The sequence below is a fragment of the Pseudomonas sp. CGJS7 genome (assembly GCF_036961695.1).
Genome location: NZ_JBAMDI010000048.1, coordinates 58,051 through 74,989, shown reverse-complemented (window position 1 = coordinate 74,989; position 16,939 = coordinate 58,051). Strand labels below are relative to the sequence as shown.

Below are 16,939 nucleotides of genomic sequence, written 5' to 3'. Positions count from 1 at the left end.
ACACAAGGCTCAAGCGCTGGCCAAGACCCGGCGGCGCCTCACCACCAAACTATCCACTCCCCACATCACCACCATCGACACCCCCACCAGCGGGAACATCACCCCCAGCACCAGCATCACGGCCACCGCCGCCTTCCAGCGTGGCAGGTCATGACGCAAAGGCGGTACGCCCAGGCCGCCTTCAGGCCGGCGCTTCCACCACATCACCAGCCCGCTCACCGACCCCAGCAGAATCATCAGGCACACCAGCAGGATGATGATCTGGTTCAGCGCCCCGAACATCTTGCCTTCGTGCAGCATCACGCCCAGCTCGGTGGCGCGGGCGACCGGGCTGTAGTCGTGCCAGCGCACATCGGCCAGAACCTTGCCGGTGTATTGGTCGACATGCAGGGTGGCGTCGTTGCGCGGGTCGTCGGCGAACACGGCAATGGTGAACACCCCGTCGGCAGTGGAGGGCAGGGTAATGCTGTAGCCCGGCTCGACCTGACGCGAAGTGGCAATGTCTTCGACCTGCTGCACGCTCACCTGGGGCGCTGCGGGCATGTCCGACATCATGTGGTGCCCGGCGTGCTCGGCGTGTGCACCGGACTGTGGCATCGGCGTGTTTTCCATGGCCCAGGGCACGGTCTGGCGGTGTGCGCTGTTCAACTCACGCGCCTGCTGGTCCGACTTGGGCACGTCGTTCCACATGGCTGCCGGGAAGCGGTTCCACAAATCAGCGTACTGCTTGCCCCACAAGCCGGTCCAGGTCATGCCGCTGACCAGCATCAACAACAGCAAGGCCGAACCCCAGAAACCGGTTACCGCGTGCAGGTCTCGCCAGAACAGCCGGCCGCGCGCCGACAGCCGCGGCCAAAGCACGCCAGCGCCACTGCGCCCGCGCGGCCACCACAGGTACAGGCCCGATACCACCAGCACGATGCCCCAGCCCGCTGCCAGTTCCACCAGCCGGTCACCGACCGTGCCGACCATCAGCTCGCCATGCAGGGCGCGGGCGATGGCCTGCAGGTTCTGCTTGCCGTCCTGTTCGCCGAGGACCTTGCCGCTGTATGGGTCGACGAACACGTTCAGTTCGCGCCCGCCGTCATGCACCACGAACTGCGCACTGCGCTCGGCGTTCAGTGGCGGCAAGTACTGGGCGATGTGGCCCTTTGGGTAGGCCTGGCGCACTTCAGCCAGCATCGTGTCTGCACCCTGCCGGTGCTGGCCGGCCTCGACCACCATCAGGTCGCGGTACAGCAGCGGGTCGAGCTGGGGCTTGAACAAGTAGATGATCCCGGTGATTGCCAACAGGATCATGAATGGGGCCACGAACAGCCCCGCATAAAAATGCCAACGCCAGGCCAGGTTATAGAAAGAGACGCGTGTTCCTCTCATGGGAACCTCCTTTTTGACCAGCTGAAGGGCGCAACCGAAGCTGCGCCCGTTGTTGTCAGAAGCTGAAGTCGACCTTGGTCCAGAAGGTCCTGCCTGGCTCGTTGACCGGTTGTGGATCTGTAGCCGGGTAGCCGAACCCGGCGTTCCCGGCCAGGTTCAAGTGCTCGGCGTAGGTTTTGTCGAACAGGTTGTCGACCCCTGCGCTGAGCTTGAGGTTGTTGTTCACCTTGTAGGCGCCGTTCAGGGAGAACACGCCGAAGCCGGCGCTCTTGTCGTAGTCCTTGCCGACGACGTTCCCTTGGTTTTCGGCAATGCGGTTCTGCGCCGCCACCAGCCGCCACAGTGCGCCGACGCTCCACACGTCGCGGCTGTAGGTCAGGCCCAGGCGGCTTTCCAGGGGAGGCATTTGAGGTAGCGCCTTGCCGTCACTGCTGTTCTTGCCCCAAGCGTAGGCAAGTGTAGCGTCGGCCTTCCAGTTGTTAGTCAGCTGGTAGGCGGCGCCCAGTTCGCCGCCCATGATGCGGGCGTCGATGTTCTGCGCCTGGGAGGTGCTCATGCCCATCATGCCGGTGCGGTAGTCGAACAGGATGTAGTCGCGAATCTGCCCGACATAGCCCGAAGCCCAGGCCTCCAGGCGCTCGGTGCGGTACTGGATGCCGAAGTCGAGCTGGGTGGTTTTCTCTGGCTTGATGCCGTCGAAGGCGTTGGCTGCCCCGGCGGATGCCAGCTTGGGTGAGAACAGCTCCCAGTAGTCGGGGAAGCGCTGGGCGTGGCCGAGGCCGATGTAGGTGGTGGCCGGGATGGCTGCCAGGTCGTGCTCGTAGCGGATGAAACCGCTCGGCAAGGTGTCGGCACGGGTGTCGCCTTCGGTGGCGCTGGTTTTGCGGAAGTCACGCGCCGAGGCGCGGTCCAGGCGGGCGCCGGTAATCAAGCGGTCCTCACCGCTGACGTACCAGGTCAGTTCGCTGAAGGCGCCGTAGTTGTGGAAGTCGGCGTCCTTGGTCCAGGCCTGGCCCTTGTGTGCGTCCACACCCATACCGCCACGCTGGCGATGTTCGTTGGTTTGCGCGTCAATCCCGCTGATCAGCTGCACGTCGGCCCAGCGCCAGGTGGCTTTGATGCGTGCACCCATGGTGCGGCGGTCGACGTTGCTGACCATCGGCATGCCCATCATGCCGCTACCCGACGGCGTGCGCAGGCTGTAGTTGTCCATCACATGGTCGGCGTAGTTGTAGTAGACCTGCGCCTCGACCTTGTCGAGCACCTCGCCGAGGTTGGACTTTTCAAAGCGCAGGCCCAGGCTTTCGCGCTTGAACTGCGAGCCGTCCATGCCGCGCCCGGCGTAGCGGGCTTCGCCGTCACCCTTGCCGGCAGTCAGTTCCAGCAAGGTGTCCTGGTCGGGTGTCCAGCCGAGGGCGACATCACCGTTCCACTTTTCCCAGCGCGACGGCACGGTGTTGTCGTTGCCGTCGTGGTAGTCGTCCGAGCGTGACTGGTTGCCGACGAAGCGGGCATAGCCCTGACTGTTGCCGGCCGCGGCATCCAGCACCTTGTCGAAGCGGCCGTTGGAGCCGGCCAGCAGGCTTGCGTTGACGCGGCTGCCGAGGGTGCCGAATTTCTCCGGTTCGCGCTCGAAGAGGATGGTGCCGGCCGAGCCGCCGGGCCCCCAGATGACGCTCTGCGGGCCTTTGATCACGGTCAGGCGGTCGTAGGTTTCTGGCGAGATATAGGACGTGGGCGCGTCCATGCGATTGGGGCATGCTCCAAGCATCAAGCCGCCGTTGGTGAGGATGTTCAGGCGCGAGCCGAACATGCCGCGCAATACCGGGTCGCCGTTGGTACCGCCAGCACGGATTGCCGAGAAGCCGGGGATGGTCTTCAGGTAGTCGGCGCCGTCGCTGGCCGGCACTGGCTGGCGCGGGTCTTTCGGGTTGGTGACCACAGTCAGCGGCGAACTCGGGGCCACGGCGGTGATCACCGTCGGGCTCAACTCGGGTGCGTCGTGCACATGGTCTTCATGGCCAGGGTCGGCGGCCAGGGCCATGGGCGCGAGCAGCGAGCCGCACAGGGCGGCGATGGTCCCACGCAGGGACAAGGCAAAAACAGGGGTGCAGCCTGACATAATGATTCCAGTCGATCAGTCATGAGTCAGCGCGAAGCCTCCTGGCTTCGTGCGCAAGATGTGGTTTCAGACGTTGATCGAAGAAGGCGGGGCGCGGCTGCGCGCACCAGGGAATACAGCCTGCCGGGCATGGCCCTGGTGCGTTGGCGCAAGCAGGTGGGTGGTGGGGACGATGCTGCCGGCGCTGAGCGGGCTGAGGGCCTGGGGCAGGGCCGGGCAGTTGAACAACAGGCTGCAGTAACCGCACTTTTCCCACATCACATGCAACTGGCCATCGCCGCCGTGGCCGTGATGGGCGTCGCCGCCATGCTGATGGGCAGCCGCCATCGGCATGTCCATCGGCATGTTCATGCCCGCGTGGTGGTCCATCGGCATCGACTGGGAAATCAGCGGGCCGATGAAGATCATCCACATGGCGAACAGGCTCAGCCATCCGCCACCGGCGCGCCTGAGGTCAGGGCGGGTGGTACGGCCGATGCTGTGGCGCGGCAGGCTCATGGCGCGTGCCTGTCAGCAGGTATCAGTGCGCGTGTTCGTGGGCTTGCGGCTGGTCCGCAGGCGCCTGCTTCTGCACGGCCACTTCGACGGTGATGTCGCCGGCCTTTTCGAAGTGCAGGGTCAACGGGAAGCGTTTGCCGTCGCTGAGCAGGCTGCGGTCCTTGGGCTGCATCAGCATCACGTGGTAGGCGCCAGGGGCGAAGGTCAGGTCCTTGCCGGCAGGCACTACCACGCTGGGCACCTGTTGCATCTTCATGGCGCCAGTGGCGCTCATGGCATGCTCGTGCAGTTGCGCGTCATCGCTGATGGGGCTGTCGACGCTGAGCAGGCGGTCATCAGCCTGGCCATTGTTGTGTACCACGAAATACGCGGCGACGTTAGGCGCGTTGGGTGGCAACTGCAGCGACCACGGGTGGGCAATGTGCAGGTCACCCACGCTGTATTCGTGGGCATTGGCAAAGGCGCCAGGCAGCAGCAGGGCGGCCATGACGAGGGCGTGCTTGAGCATGGTGAATCTCCGTTTCCGTTCTGGTTCAGGCAGACAGCATGATGAACTCAGGCTAGTGGAGAGGCACGAGGGTTTAGCCCAGGCCAGAGCTGGCGGGGCGTGGGTGTGTACTTGGCAGGTGGCGGCAGCAGCCCGCTGAGCAGTGTCGGCGGGTTGTGCAACTGTGGCGGGTAGCCGGGCAGGGCCAGCAGCGGCACAGCACCGGAGCAGCACCAGCAGTTCATCATGCCGACGCTGTCGTCACTTTGCGGGCCGAGGTCGATCTTGGCCAGGGCCTGAACGTCGACGTTGGCCTTGTTGGCCATGCTGGAACAGAAAGCCCCCCACAGCAGCTGCTCGGCCGTGCCCTTGGGCGCAGCAGAAGACAGCGGCATGGCCAGCAGGTTGAACAGCACTGCAAGGCAGGCTATCCAGGCAATGTGCCGACGTGGGGGCATGGAGAGATCCGGTCAGGAATCGTGGTGGCTATTGTACGGCGGAGTATAGGTAAAAATGCCGGGGTGCGGTGAAGTGACGCAGGGGCCGGGTATCGGGGCTGCGCAGCAGCCCCTGGCATGCTCAAACCTTGCCACGCCCCATCAAACCACGCACGGTCTCCTGCAGATCCGCGGGTAACACCACCACCTTGGCATTGCTGCTGCCCGCCAGGTTCTCCATCGCGCCCACATAGCGCTCGCCCAGCAGGTACATGGCCGGTACGGTCTCGTTGCCCACCGCTTCCTTCACCAGCGAAATCGCCCGCGCCGATGCCTCGGCCAGGCTGATCTGTGCCTCGGCATCCAGCCTGGCCGCCTGCAGGCGCGCCTCTGCTTCGAGGATCGCCGCCTGCTTGGCCCCTTCGGCGCGGGTAACGTCGGCCTTGCGCTCACGTTCGGCCGCGGCCTGGCGTTCCATGGCCAGTTGCATGTTTTCCGAAGGTTTGATGTCTTGAATCTCCACCGAGCGCACCGTCACGCCCCAGTCTTCGGTCTGCTCGGACATTGCATCGCGCAGGCGGGCCTTGATCTGCTCGCGGCTGGACAGCGCCTCGTCGAGGTCCATTGCACCGACGATGGCGCGCAGCGAGGTCATGGTCAGGCTGGTGACGGCGAACGAGAAGTCCTGCACGCCATACGAGGCTTTCTGCGGGTCGACTACCTTGGCGAAACACAGGGCGTTGGCGACGATTACCGCGTTGTCCTTGGTGATGATTTCCTGCTGCTGCACATCGAGGATGATGTCCTTGGTCGGCAGGCGGTAGGCGACCACGTCCATGTAGGGGATGACAATGTTCAGGCCCGGCTTGAGGGTGCTGTGGTAGCGACCCAGGCGTTCGACGATCCACTCCTCGCCCTGGGGCACGATGCGCACCCCCTTGAACACGGTGATCAGGACGAACAGGGCGATGGCGCCGACGACGATGAGGCTGGTCATGCTGCAAAATTCCTTTTAATGCGGATTCAGGCCCGGATAACGCGGGCGGTGTTCCCCTCGATGGCGGTCAGGCGTACCCGCTCGCCGGCGGCGATCTGGCTATCGGCGATGCAGGTCCATTCTTCGTTGCCGAGGATCGGCTTCTGGAAGCGTACGCGGCCTTTCTGGAACTCCGACACGGGAGCGGTCAGCAGGCCCACTTCGCCGATCACGCTGTCGGCGGTCCAGCGCACATCCGGCTGCTTGCGTCGGAACACTTTGAACCACAGCACGGTGGTGGCCGACGACAGCAGTACCCACAGCAGGACCTGCATGTCCAGTTGCAGGCTGGGTGCGGCGAGCGAGATAAGCGAGACCAGCACGGCGCCGATGCCGAACCAGAGTATGAAGAACGTTGGCAGGACCAGTTCAAGCAGGATCAGCGCGATGCCGAAGACCAGCCAGATCCACCATTGCATTTCCATATGGGTGAAACCTTCCGGGGGAGGGGCGTCGAGTTTAAGGCAGCAGATCGGCAACGGGCCACTGGGTTAGTTGGAAGAAAAGTCTGAAATCCTTGTAGGAGTGCCTTTGTGTTGCGAAAGGGCAGCGCTTAAAGGGCGAGCGCTGTGGCCAGATCCGTCAGTGAGTCGAATGCCCTGTCCACCTCCGGCAGCGTCGGACGTTTCAGGACAAGCACCGGCACGCCAAGCTCCCGCGCCACTTCCAGCTTCGGCTCGGTCGCCACACTGCCGCTGTTCTTGCTGATCAGCACATCGATGTGGCGGCGCTGGAACAACACTCGCTCATCCTCGATATGGAACGGCCCACGTGCGCCAATCACTTCACAGCGCTCGTTGCCAGGGCACGCCTCCAGCGCACGCAAGGTCCAGAACTGCTCCGGCGGAATCTCGTCCAGGTGCTGCAGCGGCTCGCGCCCCAGCGTGAACAGTGGCCTGCGGAACGGCTTCAGTGCTTCGATCAACCCTGCCCAATCCTCGACTTCACGCCAGTCGTCCCCCGCTTGCGCCTGCCAGGCGGGGCGACGCAAGGCCCAGCACGGGATGCCGGCGTTGCGTGCGGCGCTGGCGGCATTGCGGCTGATTTGCGCGGCATAGGGATGGGTGGCGTCGATCAGCAGGGTGATGCCCGCTTCGCGCAGGTAACGGGTCAGGCCCTCGACGCCGCCATAGCCGCCGACCCGTACCTGGCATTGCAAGCCCTGTGGCACGCGGCCGATACCGGCCAGGCTGTAGACATGTCGAGGCCCGAGCCGGCGGGCGATAGCCAGGGCTTCAGTGACACCCCCCAGCAACAGGATGCGCGCCGTCATTGCACACCCGCCTGGCCGACGATGCCGCCTTGGCGGTCGATGGCGAACACTTCCACGTGCACCTGCGCCGGCACGACGCTACGGGCGAAGGCCAGGGCGTGGGCACACACCGCGTCACCCAGGGCAATGCCAGCCGCATGAGCCAGGGCGAGCGCTTGCTGGCTGGTGTTGGCGCCGCTGATGGCAGCCTGCAACGCCTCGTCAGCGCCAATGTCTGCGGCCCAACCTGCCAGTTGCGGCAAGTCGATGCTGGAGTGACGGCTGTGCAGGTCCATGTGCCCGGCGGCCAGTTTGCTGATCTTGCCGAAGCCGCCGCACAGGGTCAGGCGCGGCACCGGTACCTTGCGCAGGTGCTTGAGCACCGCGCCGACGAAATCGCCCATTTCGATCAGGGCGATTTCCGGCAGACCGTAGACGCGGCGCATAGTGTCTTCGCTGGCATTGCCGGTGCACGCGGCTATGTGCGTGTAGCCATTGGTGTGGGCCACGTCGATGCCTTGATGAATCGAGGCAATGTAGGCCGCGCAAGAGAACGGCCGGACGATGCCGCTGGTGCCGAGGATCGACAGCCCGCCGAGGATGCCCAGACGCGGGTTCATGGTTTTCAGGGCCAGTTGCTCACCACCTTGCACATTGACCGTGACCTCGAAGCCGCCAAGGTAGCCGCACGCGTCGGCCAGGTGTTGCAGGTGTTCACTGATCATGCGCCGAGGCACCGGGTTGATGGCCGGTTCACCCACAGCCAGCACCAGCCCCGGCCGGGTCACCGTGCCCACGCCGCTGCCAGCGACAAAACCAATGCCAGGTTCCGCCAGCAGGCGCACCTGGCTATAGAGCAGGGCACCGTGGGTCACGTCCGGGTCGTCACCCGCATCCTTGAGGGTGCCGGCTTCGGCGCACTCCCCGATCAGGCGGCAGAATTCCAGGCGCATCTGCACGACCTTGCCTTTGGGCAGGGTGATGTCCACCGCATCGTCACGCTGCCCGGTGAGCAGCAGCTTGGCCGCTGCCAGGCTGGTGGCGGTGGCGCAGCTGCCGGTGGTAAGGCCGCTGCGCAGAGGTGCGGGCTGTTCGCGGGTTTCTTCACGCATCGGCGGGTTTCAGTACTTCGAGAAGGGTGATCGGCAGCGCCTGGCGCCAAGTGTCGAACGCACCCAAGGGCTGGGCATGCGCGACATGGATGCGGGTCAGCTCACCACCGTGCTGTCCGCGAAAGTGCGCCAGGGCCAGTTCGCTTTGCAGGGTGACGGCGTTGGCCACCAGGCGGCCGCCGGGGCGCAGGCTTGCCCAGCACAGGTCCAGTACACCTGCGCGGGTAACGCCGCCTCCGATGAAGATTGCATCCGGTTGTTCCAGGCCTTGCAGCGCCGCTGGCGCCTTGCCGCGAATCAGTTGCAGGCCGGGTACACCCAGTGCATCGCGGTTATGCTCGATCAAACCCTGGCGGCCTTCGTCGGCCTCGATGGCCAGGGCGCGGCATGCCGGGTGGGCGCGCATCCATTCGATGCCGATCGAGCCGCAGCCCGCACCGACATCCCACAAAAGTTCGCCGGGTTGCGGTGCCAGGCGCGCCAGGGTGATGGCGCGGACATCGCGCTTGGTCAACTGGCCATCGTGCCGGTATGCGGCGTCTGGCAGCCCGGCCAGCAGGTGCAGGCGGGGCGCATCGGGCGTAGCCAGGCATTCGATGGCGACCAGGTTGAGCGCCGCGATACCGGTGTGCGGCCAGTCCTGGGCGGTGCCGGCCAGTGCACGTTCGTCCACACCCCCCAGGTGCTCGAACACCTGCAGGCGGCTTGGGCCGAAGCCTTGCTCGCGCAGCTGCGCGGCAATTGCCGCCGGGCTGTCGCCATCGTTGCTCAGCACCAGCAGGCGCATGCCGCTGTACAAGTGGGCATTGAGCGCTGCCAGGGGGCGGGCCACCAGCGACACCACCTGCAGGTCCTGCAGCGGCCAGCCCAGGCGGGCAGCGGCCAGGGCGCAGGAAGAGGGCATCGACAGCACGCGCATTTCTGCAGCAGGCACCTGGCGCGCCAGGCTGGCACCGACGCCGTAGAACATAGGGTCACCGCTGGCCAGCACGCACACCGGCTCGCCGCGAAGGGCCAGCACCGGGGCCAGCGAGAACGGGCTGGGCCAGGCCAACTGTTCAGCGGTCACGCAACGTGGCAGCAAGGCCAGCTGGCGCGGGCTGCCGAAGACCCGGCCAGCGCCCAGCAGGGCGCGCCGGGCCTGTTTGCCCAGGCCGCTGAAGCCGTCTTCGCCGATGCCTACTACTGTCAGCCAGGGTGTCATGTATTTCGATCCGCCATTTTTGGGGCCGCTTCGCGCCCCTTCGCGGGCAAGCCCGCTCCTACAGATACAGGGCAGCCTGTGCAGCCTGCAGTGATCCTGTGGAAGCGGGCGAGCCCGCGAAGAAGGCGACGCGGTCCTGAAATTCTACTTAATCGCCGAGGATGCTCGACCACCGGCTTTTCATGCCGCCGGACAAAGCAGGCATAATACCGCGCCTTCTACACTCAAGCGCATTTTCACAGACTGCCGGATGCCCCTTTGACGCAGGCCCATGCCCCCCACGTATCGCCCCGCCCCTCGGCCTGCCCGGGGTTGTGGCGCATTGTCAGTGCCCGTGATGGCGGTATCTGCCGCATCAAGCTGCCGGGTGGCCTGCTGCTGGCCGAGCAGGCTGAAGCCGTGGCGGCGGCGGCGGAGCGTTTTGCTGGCGGCGTGATCGAGGCCACCAACCGTGGCAACCTGCAGATTCGCGGCATTGGCAGCGAGCATCGCGCTTTGGTCGAGGCACTGCTCGCAGCCGGCCTGGGACCACGCGATGCCGCGGGTGACGATGTGCGCAACGTGATGCTCAGCCCGCTGGCCGGGCATGACCCGCTCATGCTGCTGGACGCCCGGCCGCTGGCCGGGCAGATCCTCGACCTGTTGGAAGGCACCCCGCGCTTTCACCAGCTGTCGGCCAAGTTCGCTGTGCAGCTGGATGCCGGCGAGCGCCTGGCGATGCTCGAACACCCCCATGACCTGTGGCTGTCGCCCCTGCACCTGGATCAGCAGACCTGGCTGGCGTTTGGCCTGGCAGGTTGCCCGGCAGAGGGCCAGGCGCTCGGTGCGGTGCCGCTGGCGCAGGGCCTGATGCTGGTGCGCGCCGTGCTGGAGCGCTTCCTCTATCTGGCATCCCCGACGCAGACGCGCATGCGCCAGCTGCTTGAGGTGTACCCGCCAGCTGATTTTGTCGCTGGGCTCGGCCTGGACATCCGCCGCGATGCCGCCGTGCTCACGTGGCGGCGTGAACAGCACCGCGCCTCGTGGTTGGGCAGGTTGCCCCAGGCGCAGGGCGTTGCCCTTGGCGTTGCCCCGCCGCAAGGCCGCCTGACCCCCGCGATGCTGCGTGGCGCCGCACGTATTGCCCGTGAACTGGGCGATGCCAGCATGCGCCTTAGCCCTTGGCAAAGCCTGGTGCTGACCAACCTGCAAGCGCAGCACATCGATCAGGCCCTGGCCGAACTGTCTGCGCTGGGGTTGCTGTGCCACGACCATGAACCCCTGGCGCGTATCAGCGCCTGCACCGGTGCCAGCGGCTGCGCCAAGGCCCTTGCCGAGACCAAGGCCGACGCCGTTGTCCTGGCCGCGCTGCTGGGCCCTGGCGTGCCGGCCAGCGTGCACCTGTCCGGCTGCCCCCGTTCCTGCGCCGTGGCCCATGTTGCCCCGGCCACCTTGCTGGCCCGTTCGCCGGGCCGTTATGACCTGTACCTGCGTGATGCGCGCCAGCCAGGTTTCGGTGCCCTGCGCGCCACCGACCTTACCTTGAATGAAGCAGGCGCCATGCTCGACCTGCCGACGGAGCACCTTGATGATTGACTACATCCGCGATGGTCAGGAGATCTATCGCAATTCCTTCCGGATCATCCGTGAGGAAGCCCGACTCGAGCGGATCCCCGCAGACCTTGAAAAGCTCGCCGTGCGCGTGATCCACGCCTGTGGCATGGTCGACGCCATCGATGGCCTGCAGTTCTCCGACGGTGCCGGCCGGGCCGGGCGCGAGGCGCTGCTCAACGGCGCGCCGATCCTGTGCGATGCGCACATGGTGGCCGAAGGGATCACCCGGGCCCGCTTGCCAGCTGACAACAAAGTCATCTGCACCCTGCGTGACCCCAGCGTGCCGGGCCTGGCCAAAGACGCTGGCAACACACGCTCCGCCGTAGCCCTGGAGCTGTGGCGCCCTTACCTGGAGGGCAGCGTGGTGGTCATCGGCAATGCCCCTACCGCGTTGTTCTACCTGTTGGAAATGCTCGACGCCGGTGCGCCCAAGCCGGCGCTGATCCTCGGTTTCCCGGTCGGTTTCGTCGGCGCTGCCGAGTCCAAGGCCATGCTCGCCGCCGACAGCCGTGGCGTGCCGTTCGTGATCATGCAAGGCCGCCTGGGCGGCAGCGCGATGGCCGCCGCGGCGGTCAACGCCCTGGCCACGGAGGTGGAATGATGGCCCCGCGCGGACGACTGCTTGGCCTGGGCGTGGGCCCTGGCGATCCTGAACTGATTACCCTCAAGGCCCTGCGCCTGTTGCGTGAGGCGCCGGTGGTCGGCTACTTCGTGGCCAAGGGCAAGCGTGGCAATGCCTTCGGCATTATCGAGGCGCACCTGCAGCCCGAGCAGACCCTGCTGCCGCTGGTCTACCCGGTCACCACCGAAGTGCTGCCGGCACCGCTGTCCTACGAGCAAGTGATCAGCGACTTCTACGACGAAGCCAGCGTACAGGTGGCCGAGCACCTGGATGCCGGGCGCGACGTGGCGGTGATTTGCGAAGGCGACCCGTTCTTCTATGGCTCCTACATGTACTTGCATGACCGCCTGGCACAGCGCTATGAGGCAGAAGTGATCCCCGGTGTCTGCTCCATGCTCGGTGGCGCTTCGGTGCTGGGGGCGCCGCTGGTGTACCGCAACCAGAGCCTTTCGGTGTTGTCCGGTGTGTTGCCCGCTCAAGAGCTCAAGCGCCGTCTGGCCGACGCCGATGCAGCGGTGATCATGAAACTTGGGCGCAACTTCCCCAAGGTGCGCGAAGTGCTGGCCGAACTGGGCCTGGACGGGCGTGCGCTGTATGTGGAACGGGCGACCATGGCCAACCAGAAGATCGTGCCGCTGGACCAGGTCGACCCGCAGTCGTCACCCTACTTCTCGCTGATCATCGTGCCGGGGGAAAAATGGCAGGGCTGAACATGCACAAGGCACCAGCCATCGTCATTCTCGGCCCGGGCAGCCTGGCGACGGCGCAGCGTATCCAGGCCTGTTATCCACAGGCCACGATCCATGGCCTCGAGGGGCGTGTCGAGGGTGCGGACCAGTCGTACGCGTCGTTTGGCGATACCCTGCGCGGGTTGTACCAGCAAGACACGCCGATCATCGCGTTGTGCGCCGCGGGTATCGTCATCCGCAGCCTGGCCAGCCTGCTCAGCGAGAAGGGCAGCGAGCCGCCGGTCCTGGCCGTGGCCGAGGATGGTAGCGCGGTAGTGCCGTTGCTTGGAGGCCTTGGTGGGGTGAACGTGATGGCGCGCGAAATCGCTGACGCGCTGGGCGTTTCCGCCGCCATCACTACCAGTGGCGAGCTGCGCTTTGGGACTTGCCTGCTGAACCCGCCGCAGGGCTATGCATTGGCTGACATCGAGCAAGGCAAGCGCTTTGTGTCCGACCTGTTGGCGGGTGAGTCTGTGCGCATCGAAGGTAACGCCCCGTGGCTGCAGCTGGCGCAGTTGCCCGCCAGCGAAGCGGCGCAGCGCACCATTCATGTGGGGCATCAGGCGCGCCCGGCCAACCGCGACGAGCTGCTGATCCACCCGCGCCTGGTGGTGGTGGGCGTTGCAGGTGGCAATCTGCACAGTATTCGCGCAGCACTGCAGCAGGCCGGCATCGCCGAGCCCTCGGTAGCCTGCGTGCTGGCAGACGAGCGAACCATGGCCGACAGCGCGTTGCACGAAGCTGCGCAGGCCCTGGGTGTCCCCTTGCGCTTCGCCACCCGCCCTGGCGATGTGGCCAGCATGGTCGCTGCGGCGGTGCCCGATGCTGAGTTGATAGCGCTTGAAGAGGTCGTGGTTGCGGTGGCGCCTGCCCCGGTCGACGTAGCGCAGGTCGGCCGCCGTCGCGGTCGCCTGGCGGTCATCGGCCTTGGCCCAGGTGCGGCGGAACTGATGGTGCCGGCGGTCAAGGCCGAACTGGCGCAGGCCGAAGATGTGCTCGGTTACGAAACTTACGTGCGCATGGCTGGCCCGTTCCGCAGCGACCAGGTGCTGCACTGCACCGACAACCGCGAAGAGATGCAACGCGCCCGACATGCCTTCGAACTGGCGGCCCAAGGCCGTTCGGTGGTGGTGGTGTCGTCAGGTGACCCGGGCGTTTTCGCCATGGCCGCTGCGGTGCTCGAAGCATTGCACGAATCCAGCGACCCCACTTGGCATCGCGTTGACCTGCAGATCTTGCCGGGGGTATCCGCCTCGCTGGCAACCGCCGCCCAGGCAGGTGCACCGCTGGGGCATGACTTCTGCGTAATGTCGCTGTCGGACAACCTCAAGCCCTGGTCGATCATTGAAAAGCGCCTGGACCTGGCTGCCCAGGCCGACCTGGTGCTGGCCTTCTACAACCCGATCTCCAAGGCCAGGCCGCACCAGCTCGGTGTGGCCCTGGAAGTTGTGCGTCGCCACCGCGAGGGGAGCACGCCTGTAGTCCTTGGGCGCGACATCGGTAGGCCGGGGCAGACGCTTAAGGTAGTCACCTTGGCCGAGCTGCTGCCGGAAATGGTCGATATGCGCACCATGGTTCTGGTTGGCTCCTCTACAACCTGTGTATTCCCTCGCCTGTCGGGTGGGGTGTGGGCCTACACGCCGCGTTGGTACCCCACCGCCAACTAGTTGCGTCGGAAACTCTTCAGCGCGCTTTGTGGCCAGCGCGCTGGCTAAGGTGATTGCCCTTGACTCAAGGGGCAACCATCAAGGAGTTTCCAATGTCCGATGCAACCCAAATCACCACCACCGATGCCGCCATCCTGGTAGACGGCAACCTGCTTGCCTTCGGCGCGGGCATGTCTGCGCAAAGCCGTCATGATGTGAAGAATGCCTTCCACTTCGCCACGTTGGTCGCCGACAAAGCTTTTGACGCCGAAAAGCAGAGCCGGGAGTGGTACGACAAATTCATCGATGTCATGCGAGACCTTGGCTTTACCATCCCACGCCGTACCTTCGAACTTGAAACCTCGGTGGAACTGTCCGTCACCGTAGGCGCCGTGGCCATCCGCGCGATAGGTGTGGTCGGCAATGCGATGCTGGGCGGCACCAAGCTGGGTGAAGTGGCAAAGCGGGCGTTTGACAAAATGACCACAGTCGAAAACGACGCCAAGGTGCTCCACCACAAGCGCAAGAACAAAGCCAGGGGCCTGGTCGGCCTGGCCTCCTGCATTGAAACCTCAAAAAACGATGTGGTCATGGTGGTGAGCTGCATCCAGGCATCTGCCCCAGCACTGGACGACGATGTGCTCGGCATCCAGTGGAAGCTGGACAGGTCCGCTTACTACGCCGGCACGGCAGTGCTCACCCTCAATAACTTTGTCTACGACAAAGTCCGCGAAACCGTAGAAAACAAACTCGGCGTGCGCAGTGTCGAGAACGTGCTCGAGTACGACATCTGATTGCTCGGCGGCGTAGTCGCAACGCCGCCTTGTTCGGTTCTTTGTGACGAGGTAACACGATGGATAGAGCAGATGAGCAACTGATGTTGATTGGCGGAACAGCATTGCTGTATTCGCCAGGCGCAGTCGAGGCACAACGCCAGGCCGCTTTCGATTCAGTCCTGTACGCGCAGTTGGTAGCCAACAAGCACGCCGGTTCACGCGTGGACAATTATGAAAACTGGTATGCCGCGTATCGGGAGGCCTACCGCCAACTGGGCTGGATCAAGCTGGCCAGTACTCATGACCTGAAACCGTTGGGGCGACCTGTGCGCAACGCGCATATACAGCCACTTGAAGCGTGGCTGAAGATGCGTTCGCTTCGCCATGAGGCCGTGCTGGCGGCGATAAAGACGGGCCTTGGCCAGTCTGCTGAAGGCTTCCGGCACTTGCTGAGTTTCTGCGCGCATGATCAGGCGCAGTGCTCCACCCTGGTCATCGAACTTGGCGTACTCAAGCCGGGCCCGGCGCTGGACTTGTGCAGCATCTCGCTGCAAATCGACAAGCCACTCTCGCTAGTTTCGCTGGAGACATTTCTGGGCGAACAAGTACTTGAGGGCGAGGCCGAGTTCAACGGCGTTTCCCTGGCATTGGATGAAGGACGCTTCCAACGCCAGCGTGATGAATTGCAGGCCTTGATGAAAACCAAGGATGCACAGGCCGTTTACCGGTTCGACCCTTACGCACAACCTACAGGAGCAGCATCATGAGTGAAGCCACGTCTGCCGTGATCGGCGCTGGGATTGTTTCGTTCTTGCCGGGCGTCGACGCCGCGCAGAAAAACAAGGTGAAGCTGGCCTTGGCAATGGCCGAAAGAGCCACCGAGGCCGCTTTCAAAGAGGGGCTGATTAAAGACTGGTTCGCTTATTACCGTAACCAACTCAAATTCATGGGGTGGGATGCGGTAACGGCTGAGCAGATCCATTGGCCGGACAAGACGCGTACGCAACAGACGGATCAGGTGCTGCAGACCCTGTCCAAAACTGCCGGGGACAGCTTTGCATCGTCGGTCAAAGTGTCCATTCAAGCGTTGCTGACCAAGCCGTCGGTGCTGAAGGAACTTGAGAAAAAGGCATTCGAGATGCAGCACTTTCAAGTGTTGGCCTGTGCGCCGGCCGGTAATAACCGTGTCGACATGGTGATTTACCACGAAACGGACAAGCAGTCTGTTTTCAGTGCAGGGTTCATCAGCCGCAAGCGCAGTTACAAGAATGTGCGTGCGGAGCTGGTCCGGTTCAATATTCTGGCCTTCGAGAACAGCGTAATGCCAAAAGTGCAGGAAAGCGTCGTCAAGGTATCCCTGGCGCGCATTCATGACTATGCCATCTAAGGCACCAGGTACCCTTTGATCCCTGTAAAAATGATCTGCGCCGCCAGGGCACAGACGAACAGCCCCATCAAACGGCTGACGATCTGCAGGCCCTGGTCGCCCAGGATTCGCTCGATACCGTGGGACAGGTAAAGCACTAGGCCGACAGTGAAACTGGCCAGGGCAATGCTGACGATGGCCAGCAGTTTTTCATCCCAGTGCGGCTGGCTCACCCCCATCACCAGCAGGGCACCGATGGTACCGGGGCCAACGGTCAGCGGAATGGTCAGCGGTACGATGGTTACATCCTGCTGCACGTTGTCGGCCTGTACCGCCGGCTTGCCCTGGGCCATGCCCAGGGCCGAAATGAACAGCACGCTGCCGGCACCGATGCGGAAGGCATCGGCGGTGATGCCGAAAATTCCGAAGATCGCGCGCCCGAACAGGTAGAGCATCACGCTGGCGACCAAGGCTGCGAACGCGACCTTCCAGGCCAGTTGCTTGCGCTCCTTGCTGGAGTGGCCGCGGGTCAGGCTGATGAAACACGACAGCACGAAGAACGGGCTGTAGAGCACGAGCATTTTCAGGTAGACGCTGAACAACTCATGGAGCATGAGCAGTGTTCCTTGGTTTTATGCCGGCGCGGCCTTGTGTCGCGAGGCCGCTCCTGCAAGAGCATTGGA

18 protein-coding genes are annotated in these 16,939 nt (G+C 64.4%); 7 read left to right on the top strand and 11 right to left on the bottom strand.

What is annotated here, in order from left to right; genetic code table 11:
* Positions 1–9: 9 nt before the first annotated feature.
* The 10 genes from V7787_RS26215 to cbiE form a co-directional block, all read right to left on the bottom strand.
* The gene (locus V7787_RS26215; RefSeq protein ID WP_336090142.1) at positions 10–1,377 is read right to left on the bottom strand and encodes a PepSY-associated TM helix domain-containing protein; all 1,368 of its coding nucleotides are present in this window, start codon (positions 1,375–1,377) and stop codon (positions 10–12) included.
* Positions 1,378–1,432: 55 nt separating this feature from the next.
* A complete protein-coding gene (locus V7787_RS26210; RefSeq protein WP_064491158.1) occupies positions 1,433–3,499 on the bottom strand; it encodes a TonB-dependent copper receptor in 2,067 nt (688 codons plus the stop codon).
* Between the two features lie 66 nt (positions 3,500–3,565).
* A complete protein-coding gene (locus tag V7787_RS26205) occupies positions 3,566–3,997 on the bottom strand; it encodes a DUF2946 domain-containing protein (protein WP_014754592.1) in 432 nt (143 codons plus the stop codon).
* Between the two features lie 22 nt (positions 3,998–4,019).
* Entirely contained in the window at positions 4,020–4,505 is a 486-nt protein-coding gene (locus V7787_RS26200) for a copper chaperone PCu(A)C (RefSeq protein WP_003249653.1), read from the bottom strand.
* 47 nt (positions 4,506–4,552) lie between these two features.
* Positions 4,553–4,942, bottom strand: coding sequence for a DUF2946 domain-containing protein (locus V7787_RS26195; RefSeq protein ID WP_010955443.1), 390 nt, complete (start codon positions 4,940–4,942; stop codon positions 4,553–4,555).
* A gap of 121 nt (positions 4,943–5,063) precedes the next feature.
* Positions 5,064–5,918, bottom strand: coding sequence for an SPFH domain-containing protein (locus tag V7787_RS26190; RefSeq protein WP_104887000.1), 855 nt, complete (start codon positions 5,916–5,918; stop codon positions 5,064–5,066).
* 26 nt (positions 5,919–5,944) lie between these two features.
* Positions 5,945–6,382: an NfeD family protein gene (locus V7787_RS26185; protein WP_003249659.1), complete on the bottom strand. Its 438-nt coding sequence runs from the start codon at positions 6,380–6,382 to the stop codon at positions 5,945–5,947.
* A gap of 128 nt (positions 6,383–6,510) precedes the next feature.
* Complete coding sequence (locus V7787_RS26180) at positions 6,511–7,230, bottom strand: cobalt-precorrin-6A reductase (RefSeq protein WP_064491157.1); 720 nt, start codon at positions 7,228–7,230, stop codon at positions 6,511–6,513.
* Positions 7,227–8,321: a cobalt-precorrin-5B (C(1))-methyltransferase gene (locus V7787_RS26175; protein WP_003249663.1), complete on the bottom strand. Its 1,095-nt coding sequence runs from the start codon at positions 8,319–8,321 to the stop codon at positions 7,227–7,229. The genes V7787_RS26180 and V7787_RS26175 overlap by 4 nt, the downstream gene beginning before the upstream one ends.
* Positions 8,314–9,525, bottom strand: coding sequence for a precorrin-6y C5,15-methyltransferase (decarboxylating) subunit CbiE (cbiE, locus tag V7787_RS26170; RefSeq protein ID WP_336090135.1), 1,212 nt, complete (start codon positions 9,523–9,525; stop codon positions 8,314–8,316). Before cbiE ends, V7787_RS26175 begins: the two co-directional genes overlap by 8 nt.
* 243 nt (positions 9,526–9,768) lie before the next feature.
* On the opposite strand from cbiE, the gene cobG reads away from it, so the two are divergent.
* The 7 genes from cobG (at position 9,769) to V7787_RS26135 (ending at position 16,277) form a co-directional block, all read left to right on the top strand.
* A complete protein-coding gene (gene cobG / locus V7787_RS26165) occupies positions 9,769–11,100 on the top strand; it encodes a precorrin-3B synthase (RefSeq protein ID WP_081273153.1) in 1,332 nt (443 codons plus the stop codon).
* Positions 11,093–11,719 (top strand): precorrin-8X methylmutase, encoded by a 627-nt coding sequence (locus V7787_RS26160; protein WP_003249670.1) that lies wholly within the window; start codon positions 11,093–11,095, stop codon positions 11,717–11,719. Before cobG ends, V7787_RS26160 begins: the two co-directional genes overlap by 8 nt.
* Complete coding sequence (locus tag V7787_RS26155) at positions 11,716–12,450, top strand: precorrin-2 C(20)-methyltransferase (RefSeq protein WP_020191548.1); 735 nt, start codon at positions 11,716–11,718, stop codon at positions 12,448–12,450. The genes V7787_RS26160 and V7787_RS26155 overlap by 4 nt, the downstream gene beginning before the upstream one ends.
* Positions 12,438–14,135, top strand: a complete 1,698-nt coding sequence (gene cobJ / locus V7787_RS26150; RefSeq protein WP_064491154.1) for a precorrin-3B C(17)-methyltransferase — start codon at positions 12,438–12,440, stop codon at positions 14,133–14,135. Before V7787_RS26155 ends, cobJ begins: the two co-directional genes overlap by 13 nt.
* A 92-nt stretch (positions 14,136–14,227) precedes the next feature.
* On the top strand, positions 14,228–14,908 hold the full coding sequence (locus V7787_RS26145) for a hypothetical protein (RefSeq protein WP_012053823.1): 681 nt from the start codon (positions 14,228–14,230) through the stop codon (positions 14,906–14,908).
* A 59-nt stretch (positions 14,909–14,967) separates the two neighbouring features.
* Positions 14,968–15,657: a hypothetical protein gene (locus tag V7787_RS26140; protein WP_012053822.1), complete on the top strand. Its 690-nt coding sequence runs from the start codon at positions 14,968–14,970 to the stop codon at positions 15,655–15,657.
* Positions 15,654–16,277: a hypothetical protein gene (locus tag V7787_RS26135; protein WP_012053821.1), complete on the top strand. Its 624-nt coding sequence runs from the start codon at positions 15,654–15,656 to the stop codon at positions 16,275–16,277. Before V7787_RS26140 ends, V7787_RS26135 begins: the two co-directional genes overlap by 4 nt.
* Here V7787_RS26135 and V7787_RS26130 read toward each other — a convergent pair.
* A complete protein-coding gene (locus V7787_RS26130) occupies positions 16,274–16,870 on the bottom strand; it encodes a MarC family protein (protein ID WP_012053820.1) in 597 nt (198 codons plus the stop codon). The two genes, V7787_RS26135 and V7787_RS26130, sit on opposite strands and share 4 nt — an antisense overlap.
* Positions 16,871–16,939 lie beyond the last annotated feature (69 nt).